Below are 16,713 nucleotides of genomic sequence, written 5' to 3' on the forward strand. Positions count from 1 at the left end.
CGAATTGTATAATTTTACAACAATATCCAAACATAGTAAAATGTTGCTTATTCTATAAAAACCCGATTTTCAATAATACGATAAAATCGTCAAAAACTAATGAGAATTTTTGGCTGTATGGAAAGCACACCTGCATGTCAGCACTGAAGAATAAGAATAGGCGGTGTATAGAACTGTTAGCAACAGAAAATTTCTATAGAGAGCACAAAAAAGAAATTAGGCAATGTGTAGACAGTAAGGGCATTAAAGTTCGATTAGTAGAAAACAAAATACTTAATGACGTTTTACCCAAAGGTGCTAACCATCAGGGAATTGCTTTAAATGTTGCCCCTATTCTTTATAACTTAAGCATTGAAGAAATAGCTGAAAGCTCGAACGATAGCTCTACTATAGTCATTTTAGATCAAGTCACTGACACGCACAATATTGGGTCGATTTTAAGAACTTCAGCTTGTTTTAATGTCAACGCATTGGTTTTACCACATAACCATTCACCGAGTGAAAATGCATCTATTGCAAAAGCAGCAAGTGGGGCTTTAGATATTGTTCCGCTAATATACGTTACAAATATAGTAAAAACTATGCAGTATTTAAAAAAGGTCGGCTACTGGTGTTACGGGTTTGATTGCAATGCTAAAGAAAATATAGATGAAATAAAGAGTTTTGAGAAAAAAAGAGTAATTATTTTTGGTTCTGAAGAGAAAGGAATGCGGAGGTTAGTTAAAGAAAATTGTGATTATCTTTTAAAAATACCAATGTCAAATGCAATTAACAGCTTAAATGTTTCAAATGCAGCAGCAATAGGCCTATATTCTATTTATATTAAAACAAATGCCGGTGCATAGCTGTTTATAATAAAAATACTTGATAAAAATGTGGTTTTATATTATAATGTGTTAAATAATGGACAAAAGGAGTTATACTATGTCTTACATGAGAAATGAACAGGATATTCGCTCTCAAGGCGTTTACTATAGCGCTGGGCTCAGAAGTTACCTAACTAAAGTATATAATTACATGGCTTTAGCTTTGGGCGTTACAGGGCTTGTTGCATTTCTAACGGTATTTTCTGGTCTTTTTCAGATAATTCATTCTAATCCTGTTCTGTTGTATGCGATAACATTTTCTCCACTTTTGCTAGTGCTTTTTGTATATCCAAAAATCTTACATCTTAGTGTTCAGTCCGCGTTTACCGTGTTTTTCACGTTTTCGGTGCTAATAGGGCTCTCCTCATCTTATATTTTTGTGTTTTACACCGCGGAAAACATAGCAAGAGCGTTTTTCATCACATCGATCATGTTTGGTTCCATGGCTTTATATAGCAATACTACAAAAAAAGATCTGACTAGTATGGGTTCTTTTTTGAGAATGGGAGTCTTAGGGTTAATTATCGCGTCTATAGTAAATTTATTCCTTGGAAGTAGTCCTCTCTATTTTGCAATATCGTTCATATCAGTAATAGTATTTACCTTAATGACTGCATATGATGCTCAGAGAATCAAAGACGTTTATTATAGATATAATGATGGCTCAGAGACTGCAGCCACTAAGCTGGCGATACTGGGTGCAACTAGTCTTTACCTCAACTTTATCAATATATTCCTCAATTTACTCAGGTTACTTAACTTGTTCAATAATAGGGACTAGATGTTTTCCTTTTTAAGGAAAGGTAGTAAGAATTCTATAGTTTTCTTTTTAATATCTTTAGTCGTGTTGATGTTATGTCTTGCATATGCATCGGTACCGTTATATAGCATTTTTTGTAAAGCTACTGGATATGGTGGCACAACAAGAAAAGTAACTAATGCAACAATAAGTGCAATTGACCAAAAAATCAGGGTCCACTTCAATGCTGATATAATGTCCGATCTACCTTGGGAATTTAAATCAGAAACTAACTACGTTGATGTAAACATAGGAGAACAAAGTTTAGCGTTTTATTACGCAAAAAATCTATCTGATCAGCCTTCATTTGGAATGGCGGTGTATAACGTTACGCCTTTCAAAGCAGGTAAGTATTTCAATAAAATTGCATGCTTTTGTTTTGAAGAGCAAATGTTGCTACCAAAACAAAAAGCAGCTATGCCCGTATCTTTTTATATAGATCCTGAGATAATGCTTGATAACAATACAAAAGATTTGAGCGAAATAACACTGTCATACACGTTTTTTAAGCTTAAGTAACAGAATGTTTGCAAACCATGTCATTTCAGTAATCAATAGGGTGTCATCCAAGTAGCTGACACTGGGATCCAGAAAAAATGTATAGCTCATACAGATAAGGTTGACTTTTTGCCATCCTATGACTTGATTGTATAAAAAAATCTGGATTCCAGCGTCACGCGCTGGAATGACAGGAGGTAACGCAAGAAGTCTATTGATTGTGAAAACAATAACTTTGCAAAATATTAATTGTTAGATAACATAATCAAAGTTTTTATCTTAATATTCATCATGGTTAGAGCTATACAAATTAAAAAAACTGGGGGACCAGAAGTATTAGAATTTGTAGATAAGAGCATAGGTGAGCCAAAAGGCGAGGAAGTCTTAGTGCGTCACACAACTATCGGCTTAAATCGTTATGATTTAGAGCACAGAAAAGGTACACGCAAAATTAAAAATTTACCATCAGTGCTTGGAGTGGAAGCAGTTGGGGTTATTGAAAAACTTGGTAAAAAAATCAGTGATGGATTCAAAGTTGGAGACAGAGTTGGATATTGCACAGCTCCTCCAGGGGCATATTGTGAAAAGCGCATTATACACCAGAAATATCTGATAAAAATTCCAGATGACATATCTGATGAAGTTGCTGCTGCAGTGCTGTTTAAAGGTATGACAGCTCACTATTTAGTTAATCAATCTTATAAAATCAGGCCTGGTGCTTTCGTGCTAGTTCATGGAGCTAATGGTGGCTTAGGGCAAATAATATGTCAATGGGCAAAGGATAAAAAAGGTGTAGTGATAGGTTCTGTAAGCTCTGATGAAAAAATGAAGATAGCTTTACAAAGTGGCTGCACATACGCAATAAACTACAATGATAAAGACTTCGTTTCTAAAATTATGGAGATTACGCAAAACAGAGGAGTAGGTGCAGTGTATGACCCCATAGGTTACGCTACAAGTAAGCTCTCTTTTGAATCTTTAGGCAGGTTCGGCATATACGTTTCCTATGGGCAGATATCAGGTAACGCTCCTATTAGTTTTTCTTTACTTAGTTCACGTTCGTTATTTGCAACTGGAACCTCAATATACCATTATAAGCATGATAGATTCACATTAGTGCTTACCACAATGGAAATCTTCGAGATGATAAGAAAAAAACTTTTAACTGTACGGATCAATAAAAAATATAAACTTGATGAGATAATTCAAGCCCATCACGATATGGAAAATAGAAAAACGAGTGGGTTAAATATTATTAAAATCTCTCAAATAAATTAGTATTTAAACTAACCATTCATTAAATTATATCAACTAGAATTTCACATATTTCATTCTCCTTTTGGGGGAATTAAAAGCATATAGCTAAACTGACTTAGATTTACCGACAACCGTCATCCCGCTACGTGTTAGCGGAATCTATACCGCGAATAGACTTCTTGCATAATCCAAATTAAGTAGAAAAAGGTATCATCCGAGTAGCTGACACTGGTTCCTTTATGATGGCAGTGCCCCCTCTTGTCATCCCAGTGCTCCTTTTTTTGTCATCCGAGTAGCTGACACTGGGATCTCATTTTACTTTATGATGATGTCATGAAAGTAGCTGACACTGGTTTCCATCCAAGACGGTGTCATTCCTTACTATTACCCACAAATATAAATGGACTAAAAAGTAAAATATTACAATATTAAAGTTTGCAAATATTGAGGGTATAAAAATGGCAAACGAGAGTAATGAATGGGCTAAAAATGAATTTGGAGATGCTGTACTTGGAGATAAAAGATTAACTGACCGATTAGTAAAGATTGCTGATAGTTTGATAAGTTTACCTGAAAGCTCAATTAATGAGGCATGCGGAAGTTGGTCAGAAGCAAAAGCAGCATACCGTTTTTTTCAAAATGAGAATGTAAAAGAAAGTGATATTTTAGCTACACATATTAATAAGACGGTTGAGAGAACAAAAGCTCACAAGAGGGTTCTTGTCATTCAAGATACCAGTTACATTGTATATAATAACCATAAAAAAACAAGCGGATTAGCAAATTTGTCCAGTTATGATACTGCAAAAGGTATTATAATGCATACAGCTCTTGCCGTTAGTATAGAAGGTTTGGTACTAGGGATACTAGATCAAAAAGTTTATTCAAGACCTGAAGAAACTGAGAACCTTAAAAAAAAGAGCGATCGCATTGAAGATAAAGAAAGCGTAAAGTGGTTGGAAACTTTAAGAAAAACAAATAATATTATTGATCCAACTCAAACTGAGACTATAACTGTATGCGATAGAGAAGCAGATATATATGACTTTTTTGAGCTTGCACATAATCTTAATTCGGCAGTGCTAGTTAGAGCATGCAGAGATAGAGCAGTAAATAGAAAATCTCGATATCCTGAAAAAGGTGAGCAGAAGTTATGGGCATTTATTAAATCCTCTCATTGTGCAGGTACGGTAGAAGTTGAAGTTCCTGTAAAAGATAATAAGCCAAAAAGAACAGCACGTTTGGAAGTTAGATTTGGAAAGTTTATGATGAATCCATCTAAGAATAATATTAGGCATAAGACGGAAGAACTACCTAAATTACCACTTTATGCAGTTTATGTTGTTGAGAAAACTCCCCTTCCCTTAAAAAAAACCGCTAGAATGGATGCTATTAACGAATCTTTCAGTTAATACTTTCGATGAAGCTGTTGAAAAAATTAGTTGGTATTGCCTTAGATGGAAAATAGAGATATTACATAAAATTTTAAATCCGGTCTCAAAGTTGAAGAATGTAGGCTTGGAATAGCAGAAAGACTAATGAGATATCTAACAGTTGTGAGTATTATTGCTTGGAGGATCTTCTTTATTACATCAATTGCAAGAGCTAACCCAACATTACCATGTACTACCTTATTAGCTGAAGAGGAATGGAAAGTTTTATACGTTAAAATACACAGAAAACCATGTCCAAGTGTAGTTCCCAACATAAAAGAAGCTGTTTCATGAACTTGGAGGCCATTTAGCAAGAAAAAATGACCCAGAACCAGGACCTTATGTTCTTTGGAAAGGATATAAACGTCTCTTTGATTTAGCAGAAGGATGGCGACTTGCTCACGAACCTCATATTTGTGGGTAATAGTAAGTTGTTAGCGGGATCTGGAGATACCGCGGCGGTATGACGTAGGGAAATCTTACTTATTATAGCTATAGTTCTACATGAATTACAAAAGTAACATTTACTAGATCTTAATATTTTAGATCTATATTTTAATAAATAATGAGCTGTAATTAGTATGAATAATCCATTTAAAAGTGAGAACTATAAAAAAAATCTCGATTCTCTGATCAAAGCTGTAAAGCTAGGAAATGCAGAGAAACAATATAACAAAACGTTAAGGGATTTATCTCATGCATTAGAAGGTTTTACAGGTGAGGCAAAAGGTATAGCTGAGTTTGTTATATATACTGACTTGAACAATTATGTAGAACAGCCATTAGGTCTTTTTAAAACATTAATGAATAGAATTTTGGGAAAAAATTTTCCAACCAAGAACAGTAGTATAAGTAATTTTGTAAATGATGAGTTGTCAAGTTTCACTTTAGAAACAGCAGCTAAGTATACAAGAATTTTAAAAAAAATTGATCTCTTGGAACAATTAGAAAAAGATTTCAGAAAAAATAATATTTTAAAAGATTCTTTAAATTTAGAACAAAGTGAAAAGAGTCAAGGAAAAGATAGATCACACGAAGTGAGTTTGGAAGGTAGAAAGCAAAAGGAAGGTACTTTTGAGCTGCGAAAAGAAGAACAGCCGAAAGAAAAATTAGGTGGTAATCGCATGAGGCAAATAAAGCGACCAACAACAGCACCTCCGGCTGCTCCAGATTCGAGGAAGGTACGCTTTAAATCAGAAATATCCTCAGATGGAGAAAGCAAGGCAAAGTCTACATCTTCTTTACTAAAAGGAGCTAATAGTTTTAGTATGCCTGATGCTAAGGAAAATCCTTCTGAGGATTCAGGCTATGAAAGTTCATTAGATCAGGGGTCTGAATATGAAGACATATCAAATTATCAAGAGAAAAAGCAAAAGGAAAATCCTTTATATGAGCAGAGAGAAGATTCAGGCTATGGAAGTTCATTAAATGAAGAGTCTGTATACAAAGAGATATCAAATTATCAAGAGAAGAAGAGTAAAATTTTAATAGAAAATTCGCAGAGTTCAAAATCGCCCAAAGAAGAGCCAATTTATGCAACAGTTCCTAAAGAACATATAGAAGCAAAAAGAGAACGTAAGCAGAAACAACAACCTCAATCCCTCGTACCACCAAAACCACCGCAAGTGCCAAAAAAAATGTTTACTACTGGTCAAGAAGTTAGACAAGAATCGAAAGTGGTAATCAAAGATAAACCTGCAGTACCGCCAAAGCCTAAAAATCTAAGCCGTGCTAATCAAAAAGTAAGCACAGAGCCAAAAGTAGTAGGAGTAATTCTTAAAAAATCAGCTGAAAGAGTACCACTAAAATCTGAAAATCAAGACAATAGGAAATCAGCACAAAAAGCTGCTGGTAAGGCGATACCAAAAGTAGCAGCAGCTACTATGAAAGGAGGAGCTAATCGCGAGATGGGCAGTAAAGTAAAGGCATTAAAAGAAAAATTTGAGCAAAATCAAGCAAAAGGAAATGCTAATGTACAGCTTGCTGAAAGCAAAACCACTCCAGCAGCACAAGCGGATATCGGTGTGAAGAAAAAACAATCTCATTCATTTCTAACAGAGAATAAAAGATCTGCAACGAAACACGTAACAGCAAAATCTGATCCAAAATCTCATGTCAGCAAAAATTCCCTTCTCACGCATGCAAATGTAAAGGAAATGGTTGCACAAATTGAGAAAGGAAAAGGAGGAAGATAGTAACATTTGGGAAAAAAACATATGTGTCAAGTCAAGAGATTGTGAGCAAATTTAGGAAATTATAGCTAAACTGACTTAGATTTACCGACAATTTGAAAAACCGTCATTCCGCTAACTATAGTATTTTCAAAAGCGAATGATAAAGGTATAATATGTTTTTTTAAAGTAGGGAAAGCAATGGTATATAGTGTAGATTTAAGGGAAAAAGCAGTGTCTTTGGTAGAAAAAGGAAAGTCAAAGGTTGAAGTTGCAGAGGTTTTTGAGATAGGGATAGCAACACTATATAGATGGCTAAAAAAGAAAGCTACTGGCCAAGGTCTCAAAGCGGTAAAAAGTACTGGTTTTATTCGAAAAATAGATCCAGAAATACTCAAAGAATATGTCAAAAAACACCCAGATCACACACTAGCAGAAATGAAACAAAACCTTGGCTTTGGGATAAGTGCAATTTGGTATAGATTAAGACAGCTAAAAATAACCTTTAAAAAAAGTCACATTCTATCAAGAGCGCAATCAAGAAGATAGGCAGCAATTTATCGATAAAGTCTCAAAAATAGACCACTGTAGCATTTTATATATAGATGAAGCAGGTGTAAAAGACAAGATTTAATCTGACAGAGAAGAATTAACTGACAGAAGAATTGACGTAGTCAAAACTAATATCAGGCTGTTGTTTAATGCTACTAATATTTTTCTGAAAAGCAATATGTTTACTGTCAAAAAACGTTTGCATAGGTGTTTTGCCATAGCAGTATTTGCCTGAGTGAGGCCTTGTCTCATTGTAAGAACGCAACCAATGATCAACATCGATCTGTAGATCCTCCAAAGAATAGTAGATTTTCTTTCTAAAGATAATATTGTAACACTCATCTTGCATAGTTCTATGGAATCTTTCACATATGCCATTAGTTTGTGGAGAGTTGGCTTTGGTTCTAGAATGATCGATATTTTCGATTCCTAAATATAGCTGATAAGCGTGATTTTCGGGCTTGCCACAATACTCCGTACCCCTATCAGTTAGAATGCGTAATAATGGAATTCTCTGCTCATCAAAAAATGGGATAACTCTATCGTTAAGAAGATCTGCAGCTGTAATAGCTGTTCTGTCCGTGTAAAGTTTAACCATTGCAACTCTGGAATAAGTATCAACAAAAGTTTGCTGATAAATGCGCCCTATGCCTTTGATATTGCCCACATAATAGGTATCTTGAGAACCCAAATAACCTGGATGTTGCGTCTCAATTTCACCATGAGCTTCCCTTTGTTCTTTCACTTTTTCTAAAGCTGCAAGTTGTTCTTCAGTTAAAATGATTCCGTCTTGAGCTACTTTTGCCTCCAGTGCTTTAAGTCTCTTTTTCAAAGTTTCAAGGTCATTTCTTAGCCATACAGATCTTACTCCTCCTTGGGAAATTATTATACCTCTTTTTCTCAGCTCATTTGCAGCTCTTTCTTGTCCATATGCAGGAAATTCTGTAGCTATGCCAATTATTGCTCTTTCTATATCTTCCGAAACTCTGTTTGCTAATAGCGGTTTTTTCTTACTTATTTCATGTAATGCTTCTTCTCCCCCATTTTCATATAACTCCTTGAATCGATAAAATGTATCTCTTGAGTATCCCATCACTTTGCACGCTTGAGACACATTTCCTAATTGTTTTGCTAGCTCTAGTAATCCTAGTTTTGGTTTTAGTATTTTTGTTTGTATTGTACTCATTTCTAACACTCCTTATTTTTATTATTCTTAACTTACTTTTTTAAAGTGTCATATCAAGTCCTGTTTAATACAGCTAATTGCTGACCACTTGTTTTGGCTTCGATCAAAATCGCGTGTGGTGACCATCTTGCAGCTAGTGATAAAACTTGTTCTTTAAGCTTTGGATACTCAAGCTTTGCGCGATATACATCAAGTAAATAGAATTTATTATCTATTTTTGCCCAGGTGGTGCAGACACTAAAGTTGCTCATGTTGCTTGTTGAAACCGCAGTATCCCAGCTTTGAGTTACATGCAAGAGACTATCAGGAAAATTTCTATAGCGCTTCAGCCACTCTCGTTTAATTATACCACTTGAAAGTGGCAGAGGGTTCTGTTGATATTGAGCAGCAAAGGCATAACTCCCAAGTTCAGCCTTTATCATCTCAACTTCTTCTTTTCCTCCATCGAGGGGATATAGCAACTGACCTTCTTCTCTTGAATATAATATCCTTACAGGTGACGCTGGTTTATTATATAATCGCCTGGTCGCACAGTGCTGAGCTACTCGGATGACAGGAACGGGAGGCATTGGCTTTTTGATTGAATAAATAACCTGCTTATTTTCAGAAATCATTGGCAAACAAATATGATGCCATATGTTTTTTGGCTTGGAGAGAAGGTGTCCAGTTAAGTCCTCCTGGTGTAGCCTGTGCATTACAAGAACGATGACTCCTTTTTTTCTATCGTTCAGCCTGGTTACTAAAGTCTGATCAAACCAGTTTGTGGCACGCTTTCTAAGCGTTTCACTCAAAGCTTGAGCAGAACTGAGCGGATCGTCCACAATGATAAAATCACCACCTTCACCAGTTAGTGTTCCACCAACTGATGTTGCGATTCTGTATCCTCTCTGCACTGTTTGAAATTTATATTTGGTATTCTGGTCTTTGGATAGTTCTATCTCTGGAAATAGCGCTCTATACCAACTAGACTGCATCACGCACCTGGTGTCGAGCGAGTGCTTTTCGCTGAGCCGCTGAGAATAACTTGCAACTATTATTCTCGCAGTTGGTTGGTTTCCCAGTATCCATGCGGGCCACGCAACGCTTATGCACATGGACTTCATTGAACGCGGAGGCATATTGAATATTATTCGTTTCACTTCACCAGCGCTCGCAGCTTCCAGCCTGTCTGCTATGACTTTTATATACTGATAATCGTTATACTCACACCCCGGCACTACCGTTTGAAAGCATAACTCAATGAATTTTAGAAAGTTCATGATATAATGTTGAAAGATGTCATCCAAGTAGCCCCTTTCTTGTCATCCGAGTAGCTTGACTACTTGGATCCAGAAAAAAGGATGGTGTCATGAAAGTAGCTTTCCATCCAAAAGGGTGTCATTCGAGTAGCTGACACTGGTTCCTTTATGACGGTGTCATCCGAGTAGCCCCTTCGGTGTCATCCCAGTGCCCCCTATGATGTCATCCCAGTGCTTGACACTGGGATCCAGCATTTCCATAATCATCAAAACGTTATATTTTAGCATAAAACGGCTACTTTTATGCTTACCAACTTAATAAAATTCCTGGATCCCAGCGTCTGGGCACTGGGATGACACCCTAGTAGAAATCGTTTTTGTAATTGCAACATTCGTGCAATCTTTAGCCATAAACATTAAGAAATTTACCAAACGAAAAAAAAGGCAAAAGAAGCCCTGGGGTTATTATCCGCTTTAAAATATTGGCGTTTTTTATGTTTTAAACGCTTGACAAGCAAGATTTAGCTGCTTTTAATTGCAACTGACCTACGCTGCAAATGTTTAAGAAATTTACTAAGCAGAAAAAAAGACAAAGAATCCCCGAGTTAGCTAGTCTTTTACTATCTCTGTCGAGTATTGGCATTTTTTGATGTCTTGTAACACTTTATAAGCGCGTTCAGCTTATTTAGATAAAAATCTAGATGTAGATGAAGTTTTGTAAAGACATACAGTATCTATATACTGCAAAAAATTGAACATAAGACGCCGATACATTAAGTAATCCTTACCTTTTAATCTGCAGATTGGCGAAAGCAAATACAATAGCTTCAGTTTCATGATAAGGGCGCTGGCGGAGTTTGTCAAGCAGCTTTCTATATAATATTTTCTAAAATAAATAGACTTCTCGCATCCAATTTCAGCAGCGCGTGACACACAACTGCAATGACAAGGTGTTGCAAGATAAACATCATATTCACACGAAATACTTGACTTCACTTGTACTAAGAAGCATTTTATATATGTTGTGTGCCCGTAGCTCAGCTGGATAGAGCAACAGCCTTCTAAGCTGTGGGTCGTAGGTTCGAATCCCACCGGGCACACTCTTTTATCAATACTTTCTATAAATCTTCAAGTACTCTGGTACAACATTTTCAATTGCTAATGGTCGAACCTTCATTGTTTCAAGGTCAACTGACTTTTCGATTGAACTATTCATCATAACTTTCACCTGATCTTGAGTAAGCACAGGGTTCGTATCTCCGGTTATTGGTTTTAGCAGCATAGAAATAATTTTATTTTCTAAAAAGAAAGCTATTAACTTTGCCATTGGAAAAGATACATTGATCAACAAACACCTTCTGTTAGTAACATTCAGAATAAACTTCAATAAGCTTTTGAAAGAGTAAACCTTTGGTCCACCCATGTTATAAATTTTCTTGTCTTGCTTATTAAAACTGATAATACGATATACCACTTCAGCTAAGTCTGTTACACATATTGGTTGAAATTTAGTTGTTCCATTGCCAATTAGCGGCAAAAAAGGAAGAATAGTTGCTAGTCTTGCAAATTTATTAAAGAAGTTATCTTCCTTACCAAATACAAGGCTTGGCCTAATTATTATTGCTTCTTGAAATGCTGAAGTTACAGCTTTTTCACCTTCCAATTTACTTTGAGCATATTTTGACAACTTGCTATTTTCTATTCCCATAGCAGAAAAATGTATCATCATAGGTACATTTTTCATTTTTGCAGCTTTTGCTATCCTTTCAGCTATTTTAACGTGAACAGCGTAAAAATCGTGCTTTTTTGCTTCATATAATATTCCCACTAAGTTTATAGCTACATCACATTCTTCCATACCCTCTAGAACTGATTTTTCATCAAAAAAATCGCCTTTAAATATTGATATTTGTCCTAAATTGCCACACAATTTTAAACAAGCAGCTTTTTCCTGATTACGAGTGAATATCTTTATTAAATATCCTTCTGCTGCCAAGCGTCTTACGATGTGTTTCCCTATAAACCCCGTTCCACCAAAAATAATTACACGTTTTGTCACAATTAAAGTTCCTAATAATTTGTTACTGTAAATTAATACAATGATTTCGCTTAATATTCTATTATGAATTCCCGTACAATAAGATCCATTTTCATTCCTCGTGAGCCTTTAACTAGAATTGCGTCATTATTCAGAATAATGTTAGCTAAATCACTTTTCAATTGATTAGAATCATCAAAATGCGTGCCTCTTATATTATCTGGCAAAAGCTCATGCAATTTTAACATAAATTTACCAGCTGTATAAATTTTATCTATATTATTTTCTGTGACAATCTTAACCAAATCTGTATGAAATTCTATGCTTTTATCACCAAGTTCCAACATATCACCAAGCAAAGCTACTTTTCTCTGATTAGAATATGTACTCAAAGTTTTTATTGCAGTTTTCATCGAAGTAGGGCTAGCATTATAGGAGTCATCAATTAAATGTATATATTTTCTATTGTATTTGACCTTATGAACATTACCTCTACCTTTCGTTACACTAAAATTCTCAAGTGCAAGTGGTAATTTTGATAAATCAAGTCTGAGGCTTTGCACAACTGCTGCAACAGCAAGTAGCGAATAAGCAAAATGCTCACCTTGCACACGTAAATTACAGTTTATAGTTTGATTATCACTCAGCCTGATTTTTAAACTTAATCTATTAGCAACTCGGTTTGATGTCATTCCAGCGCGTGACGCTGGAATCCAGTCTTTATTATACAACCGTCTGATATGCTCATTCGCAATTGAACTTCCTGGATCCCAGTGTCTGGGCACTGGGATGACAGAAGATAGTGCTGAAATGACAGAAGATTCATCGTTTCTTATTAAGTTTAGTAAACAAACTTCAGCATTTTTATCTTTACCGAAGCTTATTATATTTCTATTGGCGTGTGATGAGAGATAATCATAATATTTATTATCTCTGCTTAAAACCAAAGTACCGTTATTTTTCATACCATACAGAATTTCTAACTTCGCTTGTGCAACGTCAAATAGTGATGAAAAATTTTCAGTATGTGCAGGTTCGATGTTGTTAATAACTGCAATATTCGGATTACTAATTTTTGATAATTCTTTTATTTCACCAGCTTTATTCATTCCCATTTCAAGAATTAAGTACTGGCAGTTTTTTGGAGCTTTTAGAATTGTCAAAGGCAACCCTATATTATTATTTAAGTTACCTTCGTTTGCATGGGACACTCCATATTGCGATAAAACAGTGTGTAGCATATCCTTTGTAGTGGTTTTCCCGACACTGCCTGTAACTGCAATAACTTTAGCATCAATAAGAACATTTCTAATGTAGTATGATGCCATATCGTGCAAAGCTTTTAGGGTATCTTGTACAATAATGAGAGGGAAACTTTTATATTTACCCTCACTCACTATTGCAGCGACAGCCCCTTTTAAAAACGCTTCATGCAAAAAATTATGGCCATCAAAATTCTTTCCCTTGAGGGCAATAAATAAATCACCTTTTTTTATGCTTCTTGTGTCCGTTGAAATATTTGAGCTATGTATCCAATTACAACCATTTACGTCTCTTCCGCCAGTTGCATCAATGATATTATTTGTGTTCCATTTAAACATAATTTAGAGTATTCTTTATAATAAATTGAACAATAAAAGTAGCGAAAATACTACATGTTTTAGACAATGTGCAAATAATGGTTGCAATCCCTATAATTCTATCTTATAATGGATATAGAAGTTTAAATTTTTTCGTCTATAATTAAAATGTATTTAGTTATAGAAACTACCTTGGAGGTATGTATGGCAGAATCTATTTGGGATAAGATAGGCGGAGCAGTTAAAACAGGTGTAGAAGCTACAGGTCGGGTGTTTGCTCTTGTGCCTAAGGCACTTATTTACCCTATAAAGAAGCCGTTTGCTTCAACGGGTGAAATGAAACATGATGCTACAGTTTCGTTAAAGAAAGCTGTTGGTATAGATGTACCTGAAGAAGAAAGGGAATATGATCCACCTATAGAAACCACACAGGCTAGTAAGGATCTTGGTGTACAAATAACAGAGCAAAAGAAAGGGATAGGAAAGGTAAGTTTTTTAGTGTCAAGAACTCTGACGGGAGATATACCTTATTTGAATGATGAACAATTGAATAAAATAAAAGCACTAAAAAGTGAGTATTCAAACATCACTATACATAGAGAAGAAAATAAAATTGTAATTGAAGTTGATGTTAAAAAAATAATTGAAGACATTAAAACTGACTATAAAGGAAAGAGTCCAGAGGAGATAAAAAAGCTTGCTATTGAAGAAATTAAACAAAAAGTTGACGGTAACCTTAAAGATCTAGCAAAAATTACTGGTGGAGAATTTAAAGTTCACACAGACTTAAAATTGCTGTATGGTATTGCAGAAAAATTGTATAAGGAATATGATAATCAAAAGCAGTCATCAGAAGCGACGAAACCTGCAGGACTTACAAGTAGCGAAGGGTTACTAAAGGCTGGTCAGCCTTCAGTAACTATAGCTTCAGGTGAGAAAAAATGGGCGCAAGAAGCTATAAAGCCAGGTAAATCGCAAAGTTGTGGAATGCAAAAATAAGTTATAGGGGAGTATTATGAGTGAAGCTAAAAAAATAGAGGAAAGACATCATAGTCTAACTGTTCCTGGGGATATGTATCACTTACAACCAGGAGTTATTACTGGAAAAAGGGTAAGTGGAATAGAACCCTTTTTGAAAGAACAGCAGGACATGGTAAAAGTAAGGGAACTTGTAAGCTCTTTAAATCTTGAAGATGCTTCTGGTGAAGCGATAAAACCACTATCTACACCTAATGTAGAGAAAAACGAAGAAAGAGGGAAAGGTCGCTCTTAAAATATGAGCAATGAAGTTTATGATAGCGATAACATCTTTGCTCAAATATTAAGAGGTGAGTTACCTTGTGAGAAGGTACATGAAAATGAAAATGTACTAGCTTTTCATGATAAGTACCCTGACGCACCAGTTCATATTTTAGTTATACCAAAAAATCAATATATTTCATATGATGATTTCATTCTAAAAGCTCCTGAAGAGGAAATAGCGGATTTCTTCAAAACTGTAAGAGAGATAGCACACAAATATAATCTAGAAAAAACAGGATATAGATTAGTCACTAACTACGGTGAAAATGGAGAGCAGGTTGTACCACACTTTCACGTGCATATTTTAGGTGGTAAAAAGTTAGGAAAGCATGTAAACTCATAGTGTTATATGTTTTGTTAAATGAGCGAATATTTAACCATAGTAATCTTTATCTGCGTATCAATTGTAGTATCTTTTGCTTTAGGTATATTGCCTATGTTTCTTGCAGTGAGTAAGCCAGATGGTGAAAAGCTTTCCACATATGAGTGTGGCTTCAATCCACTATCCAGTGCAAGAAAAAATTTTGACATTAAATTTTATCTAGTTTCAATATTATTTATAATATTTGACTTAGAAATTGCTTTTCTTTTTCCTTGGGCTGTTTCTTTATCTAAGATAAGCTATGGTGGATTTTGGTCTATGATGGTATTTCTTGCAATACTCACTATAGGTTTTATCTATGAATGGTGTAAAGGTGCATTAGAGTGGGAGTAGTTTATGACAAATCAAATTCTATCTAATGATGACTGGGGTCGTTATAAAAAAGAAGGGTTTCTTGTCACTAAATTTGGTGATTTAACAGATTATGTAATGAATTGGGCAAGGTCTGGTTCATTGTGGCCAATGACATTTGGTCTTGCATGTTGCGCAGTTGAGATGATGCATACTGCATCCAGCCGTTATGATCTTGATAGATATGGTATAATGTTTCGTGCAAGCCCACGTCAATCAGATGTGATGATTGTTGCTGGCACACTAACTAATAAAATGGCAGCAGCATTGCGCAAGGTTTATGATCAAATGGCAGACCCGAAGTATGTTATTTCCATGGGAAGTTGTGCAAATGGTGGTGGTTATTACCATTACTCTTATTCAGTAGTCCGAGGCTGTGATAGAATTGTGCCAGTTGACGTGTATGTCCCTGGATGCCCACCAACCGCTGAGGCGTTGCTATATGGAATGCTATGCCTACAAAACAAAATAAAACGGACTCGGAATGGATAAAACTGCAAAGTATATACAAAAAAAGACCAAATGCGAGTGCATTCAAAAAGATGATGGCATTATTGTAATATATTCAACTTTAGATGAAATTGAAAAGCACCTATTCTTTCTACGTGATGATGAAAAGTGTAGGTTTGAACTATTAGTTGATATTTTTGGGGTTGACTATCCAAATAGAGAGAAGCGTTTCGAGCTAATATACAATCTGCTCAGCATTGTGCATAATATTAGAGTACACATAAAGCTTCAGTTATGTGAAAGCGACATGCCTCCAAGTGTAGCGAAGATATTTAGTACGGCTTTGTGGTTTGAGCGTGAAGTGTTTGATATGTATGGAATAGAGTTTTCTGATCACCCTGATTTGCGTAGGATTCTAACAGACTATGGATTCAAAGGTCATCCAATGTTAAAAGATTTCCCTCTCACTGGTTATGAGGAAGTAAGATATGATATAGAGACAAAAAAGGTTGTGTATAATCCTATAGATTTACCGCAAGATTTTCGTATGTTTGATAGCTTATCGCCTTGGGAAGGTAAAACCATAAAAGTAAATACAAAGGAGTAGAAA

Annotated in this window: 16 protein-coding genes, 1 tRNA gene and 1 pseudogene; 14 read left to right on the forward strand and 4 right to left on the reverse strand. The window is 35.3% G+C overall.

Annotated elements, in window-relative coordinates; translation table 11 throughout:
• The first annotated feature begins 80 nt into the window (after window positions 1–80).
• The 7 genes and pseudogenes from rlmB (at window position 81) to OPR49_RS07225 (ending at window position 7,573) form a co-directional block, all read left to right on the forward strand.
• Window positions 81–845, forward strand: a complete 765-nt coding sequence (gene rlmB / locus OPR49_RS07195) for a 23S rRNA (guanosine(2251)-2'-O)-methyltransferase RlmB (protein ID WP_265027505.1) — start codon at window positions 81–83, stop codon at window positions 843–845.
• 79 nt (window positions 846–924) lie between these two features.
• A complete protein-coding gene (locus OPR49_RS07200; RefSeq protein WP_265027504.1) occupies window positions 925–1,647 on the forward strand; it encodes a Bax inhibitor-1/YccA family protein in 723 nt (240 codons plus the stop codon).
• Window positions 1,648–2,184, forward strand: coding sequence for a cytochrome c oxidase assembly protein (locus OPR49_RS07205; RefSeq protein WP_264338050.1), 537 nt, complete (start codon window positions 1,648–1,650; stop codon window positions 2,182–2,184).
• A gap of 270 nt (window positions 2,185–2,454) precedes the next feature.
• The gene (locus OPR49_RS07210) at window positions 2,455–3,441 is read left to right on the forward strand and encodes a quinone oxidoreductase family protein (RefSeq protein ID WP_182319588.1); all 987 of its coding nucleotides are present in this window, start codon (window positions 2,455–2,457) and stop codon (window positions 3,439–3,441) included.
• A 437-nt stretch (window positions 3,442–3,878) separates the two neighbouring features.
• Window positions 3,879–5,277 (forward strand): annotated as a pseudogene (locus OPR49_RS07215) (IS4 family transposase).
• 157 nt (window positions 5,278–5,434) lie between these two features.
• Complete coding sequence (locus OPR49_RS07220) at window positions 5,435–7,048, forward strand: hypothetical protein (protein WP_010962938.1); 1,614 nt, start codon at window positions 5,435–5,437, stop codon at window positions 7,046–7,048.
• 177 nt (window positions 7,049–7,225) lie between these two features.
• Window positions 7,226–7,573, forward strand: a complete 348-nt coding sequence (locus OPR49_RS07225) for an IS630 transposase-related protein (RefSeq protein WP_022626382.1) — start codon at window positions 7,226–7,228, stop codon at window positions 7,571–7,573.
• A gap of 100 nt (window positions 7,574–7,673) precedes the next feature.
• On the opposite strand, the gene OPR49_RS07230 is transcribed toward OPR49_RS07225, so the two are convergent.
• Window positions 7,674–8,762, reverse strand: coding sequence for an IS481 family transposase (locus OPR49_RS07230; RefSeq protein ID WP_265027486.1), 1,089 nt, complete (start codon window positions 8,760–8,762; stop codon window positions 7,674–7,676).
• Window positions 8,763–8,815: 53 nt separating this feature from the next.
• Entirely contained in the window at window positions 8,816–10,021 is a 1,206-nt protein-coding gene (locus tag OPR49_RS07235) for a terminase (RefSeq protein ID WP_265027042.1), read from the reverse strand.
• Between the two features lie 1,005 nt (window positions 10,022–11,026).
• On the opposite strand from OPR49_RS07235, the gene OPR49_RS07240 reads away from it, so the two are divergent.
• Window positions 11,027–11,100: transfer RNA gene (locus tag OPR49_RS07240), tRNA-Arg, on the forward strand.
• 8 nt (window positions 11,101–11,108) lie between these two features.
• Here the strand turns inward: OPR49_RS07240 and OPR49_RS07245 are convergent.
• Window positions 11,109–12,059, reverse strand: a complete 951-nt coding sequence (locus OPR49_RS07245) for a complex I NDUFA9 subunit family protein (RefSeq protein WP_265027043.1) — start codon at window positions 12,057–12,059, stop codon at window positions 11,109–11,111.
• A gap of 50 nt (window positions 12,060–12,109) precedes the next feature.
• On the reverse strand, window positions 12,110–13,639 hold the full coding sequence (locus tag OPR49_RS07250; protein WP_265027044.1) for a UDP-N-acetylmuramoyl-tripeptide--D-alanyl-D-alanine ligase: 1,530 nt from the start codon (window positions 13,637–13,639) through the stop codon (window positions 12,110–12,112).
• A gap of 183 nt (window positions 13,640–13,822) precedes the next feature.
• On the opposite strand from OPR49_RS07250, the gene OPR49_RS07255 reads away from it, so the two are divergent.
• From OPR49_RS07255 to OPR49_RS07280, 6 genes are read left to right on the forward strand one after another with little or no spacing between them, the layout of a single operon-like run.
• Window positions 13,823–14,617: a hypothetical protein gene (locus OPR49_RS07255; protein ID WP_265027045.1), complete on the forward strand. Its 795-nt coding sequence runs from the start codon at window positions 13,823–13,825 to the stop codon at window positions 14,615–14,617.
• Window positions 14,618–14,633: 16 nt separating this feature from the next.
• Window positions 14,634–14,891, forward strand: a complete 258-nt coding sequence (locus OPR49_RS07260) for a hypothetical protein (RefSeq protein ID WP_006279579.1) — start codon at window positions 14,634–14,636, stop codon at window positions 14,889–14,891.
• A 3-nt stretch (window positions 14,892–14,894) separates the two neighbouring features.
• Window positions 14,895–15,263: an HIT domain-containing protein gene (locus tag OPR49_RS07265; protein ID WP_015589394.1), complete on the forward strand. Its 369-nt coding sequence runs from the start codon at window positions 14,895–14,897 to the stop codon at window positions 15,261–15,263.
• An 18-nt stretch (window positions 15,264–15,281) separates the two neighbouring features.
• The gene (locus OPR49_RS07270) at window positions 15,282–15,635 is read left to right on the forward strand and encodes an NADH-quinone oxidoreductase subunit A (RefSeq protein WP_006279576.1); all 354 of its coding nucleotides are present in this window, start codon (window positions 15,282–15,284) and stop codon (window positions 15,633–15,635) included.
• A gap of 3 nt (window positions 15,636–15,638) precedes the next feature.
• Complete coding sequence (locus tag OPR49_RS07275) at window positions 15,639–16,145, forward strand: NuoB/complex I 20 kDa subunit family protein (protein WP_006279574.1); 507 nt, start codon at window positions 15,639–15,641, stop codon at window positions 16,143–16,145.
• Window positions 16,138–16,710, forward strand: coding sequence for an NADH-quinone oxidoreductase subunit C (locus OPR49_RS07280; protein WP_007548576.1), 573 nt, complete (start codon window positions 16,138–16,140; stop codon window positions 16,708–16,710). Before OPR49_RS07275 ends, OPR49_RS07280 begins: the two co-directional genes overlap by 8 nt.
• Window positions 16,711–16,713 lie beyond the last annotated feature (3 nt).

It is taken from the genome of Wolbachia endosymbiont (group A) of Bombylius major (genome assembly GCF_947251895.1).
In the GTDB taxonomy this organism is placed as follows: domain Bacteria; phylum Pseudomonadota; class Alphaproteobacteria; order Rickettsiales; family Anaplasmataceae; genus Wolbachia; species Wolbachia pipientis.

Coding starts and splice junctions, on each gene's coding strand:
- OPR49_RS07235 (WP_265027042.1), bottom strand. CDS start 10,021: ATGAACTTTCTAAAATTCATTGAGTTATGCTTTCAAACGGTAGTGCCG.
- OPR49_RS07270 (WP_006279576.1), top strand. CDS start 15,282: ATGAGCGAATATTTAACCATAGTAATCTTTATCTGCGTATCAATTGTA.
- OPR49_RS07230 (WP_265027486.1), bottom strand. CDS start 8,762: ATGAGTACAATACAAACAAAAATACTAAAACCAAAACTAGGATTACTA.
- OPR49_RS07265 (WP_015589394.1), top strand. CDS start 14,895: ATGAGCAATGAAGTTTATGATAGCGATAACATCTTTGCTCAAATATTA.
- OPR49_RS07275 (WP_006279574.1), top strand. CDS start 15,639: ATGACAAATCAAATTCTATCTAATGATGACTGGGGTCGTTATAAAAAA.
- OPR49_RS07225 (WP_022626382.1), top strand. CDS start 7,226: ATGGTATATAGTGTAGATTTAAGGGAAAAAGCAGTGTCTTTGGTAGAA.
- OPR49_RS07205 (WP_264338050.1), top strand. CDS start 1,648: ATGTTTTCCTTTTTAAGGAAAGGTAGTAAGAATTCTATAGTTTTCTTT.
- OPR49_RS07255 (WP_265027045.1), top strand. CDS start 13,823: ATGGCAGAATCTATTTGGGATAAGATAGGCGGAGCAGTTAAAACAGGT.
- OPR49_RS07220 (WP_010962938.1), top strand. CDS start 5,435: ATGAATAATCCATTTAAAAGTGAGAACTATAAAAAAAATCTCGATTCT.
- OPR49_RS07200 (WP_265027504.1), top strand. CDS start 925: ATGTCTTACATGAGAAATGAACAGGATATTCGCTCTCAAGGCGTTTAC.
- OPR49_RS07210 (WP_182319588.1), top strand. CDS start 2,455: ATGGTTAGAGCTATACAAATTAAAAAAACTGGGGGACCAGAAGTATTA.
- OPR49_RS07250 (WP_265027044.1), bottom strand. CDS start 13,639: ATGTTTAAATGGAACACAAATAATATCATTGATGCAACTGGCGGAAGA.
- OPR49_RS07280 (WP_007548576.1), top strand. CDS start 16,138: ATGGATAAAACTGCAAAGTATATACAAAAAAAGACCAAATGCGAGTGC.
- OPR49_RS07260 (WP_006279579.1), top strand. CDS start 14,634: ATGAGTGAAGCTAAAAAAATAGAGGAAAGACATCATAGTCTAACTGTT.